This window comes from Paenibacillus sp. 1_12 (assembly GCF_900114475.1).
Classification (GTDB): Bacteria; Bacillota; Bacilli; order Paenibacillales; family NBRC-103111; genus Paenibacillus_S.
The window spans coordinates 26,489-44,094 of sequence record NZ_FOTE01000032.1; the positions used below are offsets into that span (position 1 = coordinate 26,489).

General features: G+C 38.8%; 13 protein-coding genes. 1 reads left to right on the top strand and 12 read right to left on the bottom strand.

Annotation, left to right across the window (positions count from 1 at the left end; translation table 11 throughout):
• Nucleotides 1-63: 63 nt before the first annotated feature.
• From BM210_RS31960 to BM210_RS32020, 12 genes are all read right to left on the bottom strand, one after another.
• Nucleotides 64-1,533, bottom strand: a complete 1,470-nt coding sequence (locus BM210_RS31960; protein WP_091176738.1) for a protein kinase family protein — start codon at nucleotides 1,531-1,533, stop codon at nucleotides 64-66.
• A 237-nt stretch (nucleotides 1,534-1,770) separates the two neighbouring features.
• Nucleotides 1,771-2,856, bottom strand: coding sequence for a phospholipase D-like domain-containing protein (locus tag BM210_RS31965; RefSeq protein ID WP_091176739.1), 1,086 nt, complete (start codon nucleotides 2,854-2,856; stop codon nucleotides 1,771-1,773).
• Nucleotides 2,857-2,961: 105 nt separating this feature from the next.
• Entirely contained in the window at nucleotides 2,962-3,879 is a 918-nt protein-coding gene (locus BM210_RS31970; RefSeq protein ID WP_091176740.1) for a hypothetical protein, read from the bottom strand.
• Between the two features lie 274 nt (nucleotides 3,880-4,153).
• Nucleotides 4,154-8,146 (bottom strand): InlB B-repeat-containing protein, encoded by a 3,993-nt coding sequence (locus tag BM210_RS35180; RefSeq protein ID WP_177238128.1) that lies wholly within the window; start codon nucleotides 8,144-8,146, stop codon nucleotides 4,154-4,156.
• Between the two features lie 440 nt (nucleotides 8,147-8,586).
• Entirely contained in the window at nucleotides 8,587-9,981 is a 1,395-nt protein-coding gene (locus BM210_RS31980; RefSeq protein WP_177238129.1) for a stalk domain-containing protein, read from the bottom strand.
• A gap of 170 nt (nucleotides 9,982-10,151) precedes the next feature.
• Nucleotides 10,152-10,943, bottom strand: coding sequence for a gamma-glutamylcyclotransferase family protein (locus tag BM210_RS31985; RefSeq protein WP_091176742.1), 792 nt, complete (start codon nucleotides 10,941-10,943; stop codon nucleotides 10,152-10,154).
• Nucleotides 10,944-11,086: 143 nt separating this feature from the next.
• A complete protein-coding gene (locus BM210_RS31990; protein WP_256224186.1) occupies nucleotides 11,087-12,064 on the bottom strand; it encodes an amidoligase family protein in 978 nt (325 codons plus the stop codon).
• Nucleotides 12,065-13,009: 945 nt separating this feature from the next.
• Complete coding sequence (locus BM210_RS32000) at nucleotides 13,010-13,858, bottom strand: hypothetical protein (protein WP_091176744.1); 849 nt, start codon at nucleotides 13,856-13,858, stop codon at nucleotides 13,010-13,012.
• 39 nt (nucleotides 13,859-13,897) lie between these two features.
• Nucleotides 13,898-14,200 (bottom strand): hypothetical protein, encoded by a 303-nt coding sequence (locus tag BM210_RS32005; protein WP_091176745.1) that lies wholly within the window; start codon nucleotides 14,198-14,200, stop codon nucleotides 13,898-13,900.
• A gap of 406 nt (nucleotides 14,201-14,606) precedes the next feature.
• Complete coding sequence (locus BM210_RS32010; protein ID WP_091176746.1) at nucleotides 14,607-15,143, bottom strand: hypothetical protein; 537 nt, start codon at nucleotides 15,141-15,143, stop codon at nucleotides 14,607-14,609.
• Between the two features lie 1,046 nt (nucleotides 15,144-16,189).
• The gene (locus BM210_RS32015; protein ID WP_091176747.1) at nucleotides 16,190-16,882 is read right to left on the bottom strand and encodes a hypothetical protein; all 693 of its coding nucleotides are present in this window, start codon (nucleotides 16,880-16,882) and stop codon (nucleotides 16,190-16,192) included.
• A gap of 4 nt (nucleotides 16,883-16,886) precedes the next feature.
• Entirely contained in the window at nucleotides 16,887-17,207 is a 321-nt protein-coding gene (locus BM210_RS32020; RefSeq protein WP_091176748.1) for a hypothetical protein, read from the bottom strand.
• Nucleotides 17,208-17,338: 131 nt separating this feature from the next.
• Between BM210_RS32020 and BM210_RS32025 the strand changes: the two genes are divergently transcribed.
• The coding region (locus BM210_RS32025; protein WP_143101136.1) for a transposase at nucleotides 17,339-17,606 on the top strand (268 nt) is incomplete at its 3' end.

A 17,606-nucleotide genomic window follows, 5' to 3' on the forward strand; every position in this document is an offset into this window, starting at 1 on the left:
GCGACATAGACTCGAGTTAAGAGCCTATCTACTGTTCTTCTCTGAAAATTATTCGATTTTATTTTAATCCGGTAACCTCTCTAGTAGGTTTTGGGCACTGTATCTTACGCCAGCACATCCTTCAAGGATGTTTCTTGCAATCTTTCTTATCTCCAAGTCTTCCAAGTTCATACATAGGTTAAAGGAAATTTGAGCGAAGATATCGTAATTTGTCCACCCGCCATACCCCGTCGCTTCTGAATAATTATATAAAATGGACTGTAGAATCTTGGCTTGATAACCAATTTCAAATCTCAATACAAGTTTCCAGAACGTTGACAACCTATGCTCAACTATAAACTTGCTGATTCTATCGCTCTCTGTTATACCAATTATAAAATCATGTACCTGTGCATCATAGTGATTATTCAAGATCTTATTAATCGTATTCTGTTTGTTTTCTGCCTGATTTTGATCCTTTAGAATATTTTCTACTTCGTTAAGAATATGTTGGGCTGAGTCATATCGCAGGTCCTTATTTCGGGAAATACAGCGCTCAACAACTGTCTTAAAAATATGATTAGAATCAGAAGCATTATTAGTGAACACATAATCAATTATCTTACCTATGGAATAGACATCGCTTTTTTGATCTAACTTCGTAAAATCAGACATTGCAAGTGGATCAACAAACAGATGATTGTTCTTTTCAGTAATTGATGACTTCATGCTCCGTTCGATAGAAAGATCCTTACTTAAACCAAAGTCAGCAATGACAAAGTCATTTCCTATCTTTAGAATATTACCTAAGTGCAGGTCTCTGTGAATAATCGTCTCTTCATGTGCAAATGCCATGCCCACCAAGATGTCCATTATAATTTTCAGTCTCTCATCAAAAGAAAGCTCCATCTCATCTTCCAGATGCTTGTAAAGATTTTTTTCGCATTGTTCCATATGATACGAGTAAGTTTCAGGATCAAAATCAGAAACATTTAATATTGCCGGACATCCATGTAGCTTCTGCATATTCTCAAATTCGTACTGCATACGCTTTTTTAGCTTCTCGTCGTTCTGATATACAGTTTTTAATTCCTTTCTTAGAATCCCTTCCTTTACACGAACAATGTTACAGTACGAACCAGAATCAAGGATGTCATCTGGCATTACTGTAATATATCCAATGTCACGATTAATAACTTTTACGTTGTCCCTTTTTAGTACTTTAGTGACCATCTCAATCATATGGCTGCTTTGTTCCTTATTCTCTGTAGAGTGCTTAAGGATATTCAGAATGTTCTCTAGAACTTGCAGACATTTAGCAGTTGGAAGATTACCGAACTGCTCTGTAAGATATTTGTCATCAACAAAGCCAAAACTACCATTGTGGTCGAAAAAATCAGCAATGTCTAAATAATCAACACATAAAACAGAGTTATCAAAATGCCAGTCTAGAATTAGACCATAATAGTTCCAATTTGTTTCTGTTGTCTTTCCTTCCCATAGGTGCTTATCAAAGTAATTCAATATTTTTATGTAATTTTGTTCGGATAACATAACTCCTGCCCCCAATCATTATCTTATTTCTTGTCCTATGTTAAAGAGTTATTGTAGGTAATAAGACATCATCAAAGTATCTATTCCATAAATGCACTACCATTACAGATCATTCATTCGTCTCCATAATTATAAACCAAACATGTGTTCCTTAACAAAGGATATCTGTGTCCAATACCCCATATAATCAAAACATCCACCCGAGTTTAGGTGGATGTCATATAACTTCTATTTACCTTAAGTGTTATCAATAATTGCCTGTTGATCTTCAAGTCGCTGTATCTCATTTACAGCCACTTGGAATGACATTTTCACTTGATCCAGATACTTATACAGCTCATTGACTGGCTCCTCTGCTGCTACCGCTAAATCGTAGTGTTTTTCTGCAGCGCTATCGACGGCATCTTGAGAAGCTTCATTCATGTCTTCGTTATGAACCATCTGTTCAGATAAAATATCTGATGCATACTCAACTGCATCAAATTCTGCAAGTTCATCGATAGGAGTATCATAATCACAAAGAGCACGGATTGAGTTAATCGAATCTATATCGATCAGATCTGCTACATGTTCCAAACCTGCAACCTCACGGAACTCGTTATCCAATTCACCTTCGATTTCATCAAGTACCTCAACCAAGCCTTCTAAGTCACTCTTCCTCAAAAAAGGATCGTGAATGTTGTAAACTTCCTGATTTTCAAGTGGGTGACCCACAAAGGTAAATAGTCCATCACGAATAACAGAAGCTGCTCCTTCCATCCTTGACAGGAGGAAGGAAAGAAGGATCTTTTTATCATCTAACATGCTGCCGAAGTAGGGGATGCCTTCATCAATTAATATGGGAACAAGGTTTTCACTGATAACTCTAACCAAATCCTTTCCACGGACGAGGAAGCCTGTTTCCCTACTTTGCTTGCTCTCTTCGGAATAGTTAGCTGAACCTATGTAAGCAATATTCTCTGTCATAATTACTTTGGAATGGTTGCTGAAGTTAAATGATGTGGCTAAGTTTTCAATGTTTGAAGGATCAAGACGCTGCGTGTAGCGATTAATACTTTGTGATGCACGTTCTCGTGGAGCGTCTCCATAATACCTCTCATATCGGTCAGGGATATTCGTAATTATACGAACTTCGGCATGATCAGTCGCATCTTCAAGTGCACGAACAAGGTCCTTACGACGTGCTGATATGTTGTATGTTGTTACGAATATAGACTCAGCATTAGGGAAGTCATCCAGCACCTCCTGAAAGTTGTATTCCCCCTTTGAAGTGACGATATCAATTTGACCTGGGATTAATGGAATTATGGTTGTTCTATCCACCTATTTTCATCTCCTTCTTATGTTTGATTAATCAAAGAGTAACCCCTTGGTGTAGTATGTCAAGTCTTTTATCATACTAAGGTACTAATAATCTATATTGATTTACTACATCCCTGTTTTACCCCTGATCTTTTGCAATATATCATCATAGAAAACTACTGCTGTTCCTTTTAGCGCCTCGTATTGTTGAATCGCCATTTCATACGCAGATAAGCCTGAATCGGAGTAATTTGCCATTACAACATACAAGACTGCCGTTGTGACTCCACTGACCAGTAAGAATTTAAGGACATTTCCAAGATAATTGAATAATTCCTTGATGCCATGATAATAGATCGCTTTGAATAGACCCTTCACTGGCGATACGATAAAAGTTTGAACTGTCCAATTCACTGCTTTACCGGTTCTGTCGGCTGCAGTAACCCTATCTCCCTCAATAATCTTTTCTTTTACAAGTGTGGAGTGATCTTTGTAGCTCGCTTCCAATTTCTCGAAATCCCCTGACAATGGAGCTATACTTACTTCTTCGAAATCTAACGTTTCCACATACAGTGATGCTTTAACATTTTCCATGTCTACATTGATCTTTCGATTATCTATTGCTGTTCTGGTTTCAGCAAACAGCTTGGCACTCTTCTCAGTTACATTCTCTATGTGGGAAAAGTCTGGTTTTGAATCGGTATCCTCAACGGCAAAAATGTGCAATCTTGGTTCTACTTCTCCTAGCTCGGGTACTATTGAATTGAAGGAAGCTGTAATCTCTGGTTCGTCAACTTTATCGGTAGATGAAGCTTCGTGTTGAACCTCTTCTGTGACCGTATTGGGAAGCTTTAATGGAGTAGCACTCTCAGCTAAGTTGAAATTGTGCGTGGGATCAATGTCTATTCCGATGCCAACGTTAATCATCTCTCCGTCTCCCGAGAAGAATGAGAATTGCAGATCATCGTCTGTGGGATTCTTCTGACTTGGCGAATCAATCCTTGTCTTGTTCACGATACTATATTCGTTCATTGTAGCCTTCATTTATGATCACCTTCCTCTTGTTGTTATTACATTTTTCCAGTAATAACTCTTGAAAATGAATATCCTCAAGAACGATTACTAAATTTGTTCCTCCAACTTAATTACAACAATAAACTGAAGCCCGAATTCTCTGCTTTAATTATTCAACGAACATAAGAATATCAGTCGGAGGATTTACACTCTTAAAAATGTAACCGACTCACGTCTTGAGCAATATTACCCCTGAACAGAAAAAACACCTTGTGATTAACAAGGTGCTTCTGTTGTTGCATTACTATTCTACTGGGGTAAATATGATGTATTTCAGATCGTCATCTAGCTTGACAGGGTGTTGGCTTCCACCAAACTTTACGAATAAGTCGACATTCCTAAAGCTGTTAGGGTTTTTGAATACGATCTTGTAGGTCCCGATTGCTAGACCTGATACATCAATCACCGTTTCTGGCTTAGCCCTCACTCTCAGTTTCTTGATGATCTTATCCCCTTCATCGTAGATCAGGACATTCTTTCTTCTTAGGTAAGCCAACAAAACAATTATTAAAGGAATTGTGGCTACCACTGGGATTATCGGTATATCTTGAGATGGGACATGCGGGTCGAGCGGTTCTTGAGGTGCTTGTGGTTCAAGCGGTTCAATAATAAAGTCTAGCCGCTGCGTGTTCGATGTTTCGCTGAGTTCAACTGCCTTTCTTATTTCTTCTGCCACTCGCACCGATTCAATTATTGTTGAATCTTCGTCTCTAAAGTCCCGATAAGCAACGACTTCCACTTTAATGATTTCTGCTAAGGTATACGGATTTTTCAGGATGACCGTATGTTTTCCTAGTTCTGCATTATCAAATCGATACTCACCCTTTTCATTCGTAAAGGTGACTCGAGGTATTGAATGTAGTTCGACTCGAATCCCTTCGAGAGGATCACCTTTACTGTCCTTTACCATACCGTATACAGTGCCTACAGATACTTCTTTCTCAGCATCCTTCTTGTACCTGAAGCTCACTGTCAATAGTTTACCGCTCTCAGTAATGTTTACGCTTTGGATCTCAGCACCGATTAAAGCATAACCCCTCATAACAGGGGCTGCGACTTTATGGATACCAATATTTAAGTCCGAGACTGACTCCTTCCTTAATACTTCACCTGTAGCATCATCCAAGGCGATAATTTCAAGTCTATCCAGTTTCCGTTCCTTATGAACTTCTGACTCTGTTATTGGCACCTTGGTAATATGAGTCGGTTCAGGTTCTGGATTTGTTGTCGATACTGGCGTTGGATCTGGTTTCGGCACTGGTGTCGTTAATATCGTTGGATCTGGCGTTGGCTTTGGTGTTGGTTCTGGTGTTGGCTCTGGTGTTGGCTCTGGTGTTGGCTTTGGTGTGGGTACTGGTACTGGTACTGGTACTGGTACTGGTATTGGTTCTGGTGTTGGTTCTGGTGTTGGCTCTGGCGTTGGCTTTGGTGTTGGTTCTGGTGTTGGCTTTGGTGTGGGTACTGGTATTGGTTCTGGCGTTGGCTCTGGTGTTGGCTCTGGTGTTGGCTCTGGTGTTGGTTCTGGTGTTGGTTCTGGTGTTGGCTCTGGTGTTGGCTCTGGTGTTGGCTCTGGTGTTGGTTCTGGCGTTGGCTCAACGACTACTTCTTTATAATAGAATGTCATTGTTTTGAATGGCTCCATTACTGTTAAAATAACGTTCTTGACCGCTTCTCCAACGAGCTTATATACCCTAATCACCGAATCTGGAATATAAGAATGTTCGCCTAACGTTAAGTCGGTCAGTGTTACCTTATCCTTGATTTGATTTCCAGTATCCTGATCAATAAACTCTACCGTTATTCCGCCCTTTACTTCGGGTGGCTGTGTAGTGGGTACGAAATAAGCCACTGCTGTCATATTCTTATTCATAAAGATTGAAATGTTCGATGTCATGATTTCTGTCCCATTAACGACCCATTTCTCGAATTTATATCCTGCGGAAGGACTAGCGGTCAGTTCGACTGTCTTTAACTCAGAAAAATTCGTTGAACTACCTGCGACGTAGGGAGTGACTGTCCCTTCACCGACTTTATCTACCGACAACGTATACTGAGTAGGAGCTTTGGATCTGAAATGTGCCACAGCTACTTTATTGCTTTCCATTGCGAAGGTGACTCCGTAACCAAAGGGATCAATATGATCCACACCATCAATGACCCATTTCTCAAATTCATACCCTTCTACCGAATTCTTCGTTGAGACTGAAACCCATTCTCCTGCAGGATACACATGTGTGCCATTGCCTGGGTAAGTAGTACCTTTACCTTCAATTTGTATCGTTAATGTATAATTCGATGGTGTTGACGGTTTATAGTAAAAGATAATGGCATTGCTTTCGTCTCCATGATAATTAAAGGAAAGCGGATATATACCATGAAATAACCCCTCACTATATACGCTAACCTCCGCCACTCCATTACCAATAATTTTGAATTCACCAGTTTCTTCGCTCGCCCTCAATACGCTCTCATTATTTATGTTACTTGTTAAATCGACGGGTAAGCCAACTTTTGAGATAACAACGCCACTTCTCGAATCGATTAACAGTCGTTCCATACCAATTTCAGATGAAAATAAGTTTTCTTTGTTATAAATGTACTTACCTGGATCACCTACGACCGTATAACCTTCGATGGTCTTTGATCTGTATGCTGTCGAACTGTTTACATTTAAATTATTGTCGGCTGTCGAGTATTCATCTACTTCAAGAACTTCCTCTGTCCCCTGAACCCGATGCTCGACTCTTAACGTATCCACTCCCTTATCAAAACGATAATTATACTGTGGTGTCTTCGATTCTGAGGAACCCCTGGTTAAATCAGATACTTTTAACCAATCTTCATAAAACTGTGTCCCTTCCGAATTACCACTTATTTGTAGGTAGTTATAATCGAATAAAAATAGGGGACGGTTTATTTGATCAAGTAAACCGGTTAAGTGCGATAACGTGAAAATATTATTGTTGGTCAGTAAATTGTAGCTAAAGTCTAACTTGTTCGAATTCAATGAATAAAAAGTGTCAATGGATTCCAGTCCTTCAATGTTGGTAAGCTGGTTATGACTGAAATCAAGAGTAACTAAGTATGTCGCCCCTCCCCTGGGATAAATCAGTTTTCTCAGATTACTTAAACCGTCCAAGTTCGTTAGATTATTTCTAGATATATCCAAGTAACTCAAACTTGTAATACCATTTAGACCATCAATATTGTCCAGCCTATTGTCGCTGAGGTCGAGATAATTAACCCCTTTCAAGAAACTCAAAGCATTTACTTCTGTTAACTGGTTCCCCTCAAAATAGAATACGCTATTGATTGCGAAAACTGGATCAGATAAGATACTGTCCCTAAATAGTTGCAGACCCTCAAGACTTGTTATACCTTTGAATCCTGAATCACCGAAAGAGAAATATGCATAGTTTCGGAAAAATCGTTGCATTCTCATTTCAACGTCACGTTTGTTTATCGAATCATTTGTCGTTCCCGTCCACACAGGGCTTGTCCACAATCCCCATACTTCACTCATCCAATGAGCGAAGTATTCTGCCAACTCATTACTTGTGAAAAGTTCATGTACGACAACATCTTCACCCCGATGAAATCGAGATAGTGCATCTTGCGCTCCACCATCAGGCTCAATATACCAAGGCTCCTCAATATCTAAAAACTTTATATTCCGTTTCAATGCAAAAGCCTCAGCAGTAGAATTTTTATATCCAACAACTGTAGTTTGATAAGGTATTGCTAATTCCCAATCAAACATACTTTTAGAACCTATAGTCGTATCAGGATTTTCAAAAACAATACTCCTTAAACCATAACTGTAGCTAAAAGCACCTAAATCTACACGCTTAACAGTTTCAGGTACGACTACGCTTGTAATGTCCTGATTATCTTGAAATGCCGCTCCTAATATCATCGTCACAGGACGACCTTCAATTGTTTCAGGAACTACAACGTCTCCACCCGGTCCTATATAATCTCGAATATAAGCCCACTGTTCTTCGAGCCATTCGGGACTAACTTCATAGGCGAAATCACTCGGATCAGTATACACAGACTTTGTAACACCGCTTTCTCCGTATACTGCATCAGTGACACTGCTCTCTTTTCCATAGACTGTATCGGTTACTGCTGTTTGTTCGCCTGCAAATACAGTAAGCGGAAATGACCCAACAACTAGAACGATTACTAACAAGATTGCGATGAGACTGGATCTATCCTTCCTTTTAATAACCACGAACTTCATCTCCTTTTTTGTTGTCAGTTATTTATCTCTTGCTTGTTATAAATTTGCTGTATCCTACTATCTTGAATATCATATTATCTCTTGGAATTTGCTCTATTTATCTGTTGAATAACAATTGTCTAATCAATTGCTTGGTACCTGAGGAGAACTTACACAAATTCGATGATAATAAAAAAAGTGCAGTGACCCCTTATTATCAGGATCACTGCACTTGGCAAATGATTATTTACTTGCGCTGCTAATTCGTAAGTAGGAAATTATCACCGAGTTACGATACTGGCTTAAAATCTCGGTCATATTAATTGCTAACAATATAAATCATAAGGTTAAAATATTTTACTGCTATTTTTCATTCGAGGTTTAAATAAAAAAGTAGAGATCAGATGCATAAGCATCTGATCTCTTTACGGTATTGATTATATAATTCCGGACTACTCAGTCGTAATCTTGGCAACATAGTTGGCTTGATCCCACTTGACATCTGCCCCAATAGCCTCACTTGCAAAGCGAAGTGGTACATAAGTCGAACCATCAATCGTGAAAGGTGCTGAAGATAAAGTCACTTTCGTACCATCAATGTAGGCTATCTTACTACCAATTGTCAACTTAACCTTTGTCGTACCACGTGTGATTGTCACAGACTGTTCCTTGCCATTCCACAGAAGCTGCGAGTTTAACTCCTCAAATACCCCACGCAGAGGAATGAAGGTACTTCCGTCTACAATCTTGGCTTTAGGGTTTAATGTTACAAATTTACCGTTGATTTCAACACCTACATTATCCTTGTTGTACTTTCCAGTAGTTACTGGTGGTTTAGTAGGATTAGTAGGGTTGGTTGGATCAACAGGCTTGGTTGGTGGTGTCGTTGTAGGTGGTGTAGTTGTACCACCTGACTTTGTAGTGAATGACCAAGTTTTGTTTATCTTTTTACCCTCATCTGGTCCATTTTTAACCACATAGTTCAACGAAACAGTGTACGTCTCGTTTGGTTTTAATTCAGTTTTTGGGAACAAAAACCACTGCAGTTTAAATTGGGAATAGTAAGGAATAACTTCTCCCTTGCTATCTTTGATCGTTGCATCTACTTTCTTAGTGTCAATTACGTAAGGAACACTTGCAGAAATAATATAGCCCGATTTTGAAACACCAAACTGAGTCAACGGATTTGGATCTTCAAAACCATAGAAACCTAGTGGTACATCTTTTTGTCCATCGTAAGGATAAACAGAAGTGTCAGAAGTGTTATTCATAGCAGAATAAACAAGAACAACATGGTTCCCCGATACCCCCACTCCAAGTTCAGACAAGTTTTCATTCACTAATGGAGTTCTGTGGTATGCGGTATCTAGCAAACTGTTAATCGAATCGACAACGCTACTAGTATGATAGCTAATACCTTCAGAAAGTTCCTGCGCTAGAAAAACATCCGCACCTACTGCTTCAGCTCTAGCTTGAGGTGTTGTTCCTGTGAAGTACTTATTCCCTTTAACCTCATCATGACCACTTGAAGACCCATTAGATGCACTATACTTTGCATGGTTTTCAGCTGACTTCACTAAGTACGGATTGAGTTTTACCTCTTGAAGTCCTGCCTTTTTACGAATCGCATTTAAATGATTCAAAGCTTCAGTAGCTTCCTTAGAATAGGTGAAATCTCCCGCAGAAGCAATTTGAACTTCACTTGACTTGTAATTGACTTGTTGCTGTTGAGCAAAAGATGGACTGTTTGCTACTGCCGATGCTAGGGCTGATTGACCACCTAAGATAGTAGAAAGAGCTATCACTACTATCGCTACTTTTGGCTTGAATTTTTGATTCCGTTTCATAGTAACCCTCCTGTAGATTCCTCTAAATAGTTCCAATTTCATTTAACTTTCGACATTTTCACTGGTATTCCTGCATTATCCAATTACAACATTCGACTATATCAATAAGGTCAAACGATAAATTTAGAGGACTTCCCTCGATTAAAGTGAAGTCCTCAGCTTTATCCAGCTTAATATTCACTAGGGAACATAAATGTGTAGTACTGACTTTCACCATCATCCCCATATACTGCCCACACATCTTTCGAGAATAAGGGCTTGTCCACTGTAAGTAAATGATCCTCGTCATTTCCGTTTGTGATTATGGTTTTACCGTCAACATTCTTAAATGAAATAAGATCTTCATGATCGCCAAAAAAATTATTGATAAGCGCAAGGGTCAAATTCCAATCATTGCAACCAATACTCTGGAGTCCATTTGTCATCAGTATCTTTAGTTGTAATTTCTCACCCATATCAGTTCGGCATTTATAATCCTCTGGTATATCCCATTTTGCGCCACACTTGATTGCCGCTGTAGATAATGGACGAACTTCAAACCCGTTACGCAAATAACCTTCAAGCACAGTATCGTAATAGTCTAAAAGTGGAGGTTTTGTCGGTCTGATTTCTGAATTCATAATATAAACCATCACTTCAACCCCATTGATAATAGCATCAGTACAAGGCAAGTCAACCTTAGCCTTATATACATTAAAATTGACCTTGACCACTTCTTTTCGATAGTATCCTATAGCTAATCCTTCATAGCGATCAAGTTCTTGCTCATCTTTATCCGAAATGCTCCATACAACTACTGGAACTGCATGGTTTAGCGATTGTGTAATATTGGCATGAATTCTAAACTCCAATTCATAATCTTCGATGATACCATAACCCACAATATAGCTTTCAGGACATCTTCTCTTCATCTGCTCGATATTCATGTTAGAACCATATGCTGCATATAGTTTGCGTTTCATTTCGATCACCCTTTTCACTATTTGATTGATAAGTTTACCGTACATTTCTACTGGTTGTGTAGTGTCTTTTAATTGGCTGTGTTCAAGGGTACAAGCAACCTAAATCTAGGTTCAATACCCCGACAGACCAGTCATTTCTATAATTACCTTACGCTAACTTCGGACAATTCTTGATTACTAATCTCATTACTTACTTGTGGGTCTCTCCATGCAGGATTACCATTGAGATATTTAAGCAAGTGTTTTCTCATCGATTTGAATTCATCCGATACTGCTCCTAACCTCAAGAGCCAAACTCTGAAAGTGTACTTATCGTTGCCATTCTCCGATAATGTGACCCGACTGGTAGCCTTCTTCTGATTTAATGCCTGTGAAGCGATAAGTAAGCTCAGTTGAATGTAGGCTTTTACTTTACCTGCATGTAACGTGCTATTAAATAGACGAAATTCAACCGTTTTTAATCTTTCTGATAATAATTGATGTAAGTTCAGTACTCGATACCTTGAGTCGTTATATCTATCGTTACGTCTAGAAGTAATGGCATTATAGCCTGAATACCATACATCAGCGAATTCCTCTATCGTCTTCGACTTCTTTTTGTTCAGCTTCTGAATAAATTCATTTGATAGATCAAGACAATGTTTACGCCGATTATTGTTCACTACCAGTGCCTTAGTTAATAAGGCTTGCTTCGAATACACAATATTGCATAGAACCCGCAAACTATTGGTGGTAAATGCTTCGGCTCCAATATGGACGTGTATTCCACAACTATTATTAGTAATCGCTCCCGCAATTCTAAGATCACGTATAAGTTCTTGTAAGAGCTGTATATCCGTATATGTGAGTATGGGCGAAACAAGTTCACATTGAAAATCGTCACTTTCAATAACCAAATCATGGTTATCTTTCCTCTCAGGTCGGATCGATGCATCCTTTACAGTTTTCCAAACCCTTCCTAATCGGTCTTGACTTTCATAAGTATCGTGACCCCATCCCCCGATTTGTCTGGGTCGTCCAGTATCAAAGAAATCCGATACAACATTGGCTGCTGTGGCTCTTCTCATTCCTGTAAATTCGATTTCGATACCGAAGGTGAGCTCCCTAAAGTCGACATGCACTCCCCAAGCCTCCTAACTAACCACATAATCATCTGGTTAGTTATGTAATTAATCTTAGGTTCCAAATGCATGAAAATGACTGTTTCCATTCGGTTTCCAAAAAATGTTGCGGGAACTTTTAATAGCTTAATAGAATTGTCGATGTGGTTTAGTGGTTCAAGTGGTACTTGTGGTTTTTAGTAAGAGTGATATCGAAGATTAACTATTTCGGAAAAGTAAATGACCGCCTTCAATGAAAGGCGGTCCATTTGATCTAATAGCTTATTTCAAAATACGGTGCCCCTATACCCCAATTAAGCAAACATCTGCGGGAACTTTTGATGAATCGCTTCATGACAATGGTAACATACTACGAAATTCTTTTCACCCGTACCAATGAATTTAACTTGAACTTGATAAGTCACATCAGGCTTAATTTCAGTTGGTAGGAAACTCCCATTGCATATTCCACATGAACCGTGAAATTTCAAGTAACACTCCATACAAAGTGATCCAATATCAATGGTCGGGTGATTAAATAGCAACTGCGCTCCTCGGGAACAGAACGTACAACATTTCATTAGCTTCAACCTCCAAATTTACCTCGGAACGCAAAAAACCGCAAACAAAGCCAAAGGCTAAGTTTGCGGTGCTTCCACAAGGTTTGTTATTCTCTTACAACGAATATACTTCAAAGGAAGTAAGAGAGCAAGAATTTTATGTAAATTATCGGATAGAAAGTATGATTGAGTGATACGAGAGGATTTAATTAGAAGAAATTATTGTAAATCAAATGAGGTTACACGAGGATATGAATCGATGATCAACTACCTGTAAAATCTCTGGATTCACCAACCATAAAATACTCAGTATGTAATCCATCACTCCGAATTTTAACGATAACTTCAAACGATAAATGGAAATAAAAAATCCTCTCCGATGAAAGAGAGGATTGGTGCATACTGCTTAAACTACTCCGCTACCAAGATTAAGAATCCATGCAATCAGTCCACCAAGTTCTCCAACTACCAAGTAAAGTAAACAGATAGAAAGAATGATATACGTCAATGATCTTCGTTTTAGATACATTAAATATGCATTTTTGTATCCGCCTGTCGAGTCAAGCGAACTTTCCGTTTCCTTTACTACAGATACTGCATCATTAGATACAAATTTAGGTTTTCCGTTTTTCTCAGAGCGACTATCCATGCCTTCCCTCGCAATAGGCAATCCAATATAAACCAAATCCATTATGGATGAACCAATAAGGAGTATACTGATAATAATAGCTCCTATACCGAAAAGGATTCTTACAACAGGCAATATTGGGCTTAGCCATTTCATTGCTGTATAGATATCTGCCGAAGTACTGTCCATTACTAACGGAATCAACAACAGAGAAACATCACTATTTGTTGCTGAAAGTGAATTCATTATGTTCTGCTGGGTTTGTTCAGATACTGGTGACCGCTGCAACTCTTCTACGAAAATACCGAGAGCATTTTTACGGGATTTATCTGTAGCTGCTTTAAAGTTCGAATTATTGAACTTAATTGTGTTGCTTGAATCCTCATATGATAAAAGTCTAGTGTCATTATTTTCATTACCTGTATTCGCTTTAAACTCCATTCTTAAGTAATCGCCATCAGTCCCCATCTTCCCCCAAACTTCCTTCATGTGTTTCTTATCACCAGATGGAATTGCAATCGACTTAATATCGTATGATCCATCTTCTGCTGCGAATGCGCCGACTGCACCCATACATAAAGAAAACACCATAATGAACAAGAATAGAAATGATACTTTTCTCTTCATTACTCACCCCTCCATTCTTCCATCACCCGATGGATAAAATTAATCTTTTTTCAAAGCCATTTGTATTTTTTCTTCTGGTTTGTAGCTTAGGGAACGGAAATATGCAATTGACCCCGCCACAATGAAGGACGAGAAGAGAAGCATATTAACTAAGGATTCCGACAACTCATAATTGAATTGAACCCCGTTAAGGGCAAGAAGCAACGAAGTCGTTACCGCCAGAACGAAGAATGCGCTCCAAACAACTAATGTTCCTACAAACCAAACACCTGTCTTGAATAGATCCCAAGTTCTCTGGCTGTACATCACACTTACCATTGCTTTGCTCATTAATTTTTTCATGTTGTATACCTCCGAAAATAGATTTACTTTCATTGAAGTAGCCCCTTACCAAATGTAAATTGGCTTAGAAAACAACTCGTAAAGTATTGTGTAATTTGGTCCCTTTGAAAAATAATTTTTAAATATATAGTCACTGTCGGAATACTAACTGATCATTTACGCACATCCTTCAAGACAAAAAAATATCCCCTCTGATAACAGAGAGGATGGGGTACACTGTTGACTAACTTGCAAGAGCCACGCGCAAATGCATCTTGTAACCTAAAACCTTTGATTCTGTAAAAGCCATGCCGTGTTTACTATCTAAACCAATCTCCTTCGTTCCAAATCGGTCAGTTTTGATCAGGCATTGACTACCCTCGCTATTGTAACTGCATTCGATTGGAAACCGGTGTCGTCAGAGCAATTAGTGATCAATTACATCTTTCCTTTCTATCAGATAATACTTAACTACTAAACCGCTTATATTATCTGGTAGTGGTTTATCTAACTTAACTGAATTTATACTCTGGTTAGGCTTAAGCATTGTTGATGTGTATACGACCTCCCCCATATGCAGAAGTTCAAAATAAAAATCATTCTTATTACTCTCCAGATTCCCAATTACAACATGAAGTTTCTTTCTGCCTTCTATAAAAGTTGCTGTTGACCCCACTTTAACTGAAAATTGACTGACCTCAGGATTTTCTCTACGCGCTTTCTTTTGTAGTAAATCGAATTCATTCCACGACATAGTTGTTGTACCAACTTCTATAGTGCTGCTGCCACTTTGCCAACGCACATCGCCAATCTCATAACTAAGTGGCACCTCTACGATCATCAAACTGCTTGACCACAAACCGAGCCAAATCGCAAAACTTATAGCGGAGGTAAGGAACATTATATTCGTCCATTTTGTTCTCCGTTCTCTGTTTCCTGAGTCAGAAATATTTACAGTACTCATCCTCAATCATTCCTTTCATTTCTGTATAATGTGGTTTCCTTCATCACTTTCTGAGTTTAGAAATTGTTCTTATGACAATTCCAGAAAAGATCCCACATGCAGGGAGGAATACATGTGGGCAAGAGAAAGGATAATGCGGTTCAGCATAACGAGAAGGAAGGAGACTCGCTATTCCGAATCCATGTAATATTGATCTTCTCTGTCAGTAGATCAAGAAATTCATTTATTCTCGAAATTAAATTTCGAAATATCTATTAGATGTGAAACATGAAGTAATTACACGCTGCTGTGCACTCGAGATGCAAGATAAGCAAGGAAATAAAAGCTTCGGATGAATATAAGAAAAGTGCATCTTTACCCCTTTCTAAAGGAGATAGATGCACTTGAAGATACAGCAAGTATTATGTGTTACTACATATGCTCGATGTCCGCAGCTAGGTTACCAAGTAGGTTTAAAAAAGCAAAATAGGACAGTTACCCCCTATGATCAACTTCATTATGAGCTCTTTGGTTTGGAATCAAGAATAACATTTTTATCGCCAACTGTTTAACGACCATAAAATATACGTAACGGCACTTGTAACTCTAAAAAATAAACCTGTTTCAGTAACAGTGACTACTCGACTTCCTCAATCAATCTAACACGTAGGACTAAGTTCGCTCTCTTTCCGGCAAAACCTTGATAAGTCGATATGGTTATGATTCTGACATGGGTTGGGTAGGTGGTATTACAACGTCAAGAACTCGATCCATTCTTCACTACAATCGGGGTATTTAAAAGCTACTGTACAATTTGCTTTCATATGAGTAATAACTGTTTTACTACTCAAATGGGTGCCCCATATGTCTAATGACTTTTCTCGGCGAATGGTTCACCTTGTAGACTGCCACCGCAATAAAGGCAAAATTGCATGTTATCTTTTATTGGTCTGAATATTGTTTACCCCTGCTCATAGTTCATTATTTCTGCAGCACTGATCAAAAGGATTTGAGCGAAACCCCGAAATAATAACACAATACCGCAAACTAAAATATATCTTCCTTCATTAAATGACAAATCTTGTTGTATGCTTTTCATGCTCTATATCGTTTATCCTCAGGTTACTGCTAATAGCTCGGATAAACGGACTTGGATCTCTAAACAACGAAATATCCACACGACAATTATTCGGTTTAGAGGATGGCGGGGAAATGGGTATCTTCGACTGTACGAAGGCAATCTCCCAACTATCCTGTTTAATTACGGCTATAAGCATTCGTTTAAACGGATTTCCACTCTGCAAATTATATTGAGCGATACGGGTTATTGATCTTAGCTTGTCATGCACGCTACTGTCAAAAGTTAATTTAATTGCATAGATCCCGATACCACCAAGGAAGTGTGATCCCTTAAAGAACTTGAATTCACGTGACCAATCGCACGTTCCTGGTGAACGATGCGAAGTGTCGAAATATAAGCAGTTTACAGGGGTAGCAGTACTTATCGTGGTGTTACTTGAAAAGGCATGTTTTGAATCAGCAGACTTCCGTTCAATAATTCCGGCAAAGTTTTCATCGACGTAAGGACGAAAAGCGGTCGTTGAAACAGAATAAGCAAGCCTTACCCAATTTCCATCTTCATACGGTGTTTCTGACAACTCGATCATTTCATCGGTTATCAATGCTTCAAGATCGACTTTGAGGAATTGAACCTTGGCATCATCAGGCAATTTGTAAGGGGTGGAAGCTTTTAATATCATGAGCTTACCCCTCCCCATATGCGAAATAATCATGGTCTGAACCTGCATTGTGAAATACATTTTCGCTCTGAATCATTTTGATTACTTTATCGACCTGATCCTCCATTTGTAACTCATTACCATCTTCTGTCGATTGGAACTCACCATTAAAAAATCTGATAAGCGCATTACGTTCAGCTCCTATTTTCTCATAGCTAGAATTACCTCTCTCAAAATACTCATGGAGTGTCTTATTATTCTCGGTGTCTGTATTCAATCTCTTAAAATCACGAGATATTAGATATAGAACATGCGCCAGTTTTTGCTGATTATAACTCTGTAACAATCCTTGTACTCCATGTCGTGTGAGGATTCCTAGAATATAAATCTCTGCTTTGCATTCTGATGCTAGACTAGAAATTGGACACTGAGAAACGAGAATGCGACAATAAACTCAACAAAGTCGAGGTGTCCGAGATGAGAAAGAAATATGATAAAGAATTCAAAAGAGAAACGGTGAAAATGATTCAGGAACAAGGGAAGCCGGTGGCTCAGGTAGCAAGGGAGCTGGAGTTGTCCGACAATACTTTATACCGCTGGATGAGCGAATTCAAGAAGGATTCGGGTAATGCTTTTCGTGGCAGTGGCAACTTAAAAGTCGAAGACAAGAACCAGGCGGACCTGCAAAAGCGGATCCGGCAGCTTGAAATGGAGAACGACATCTTAAAAAAAGCCATGCACATCT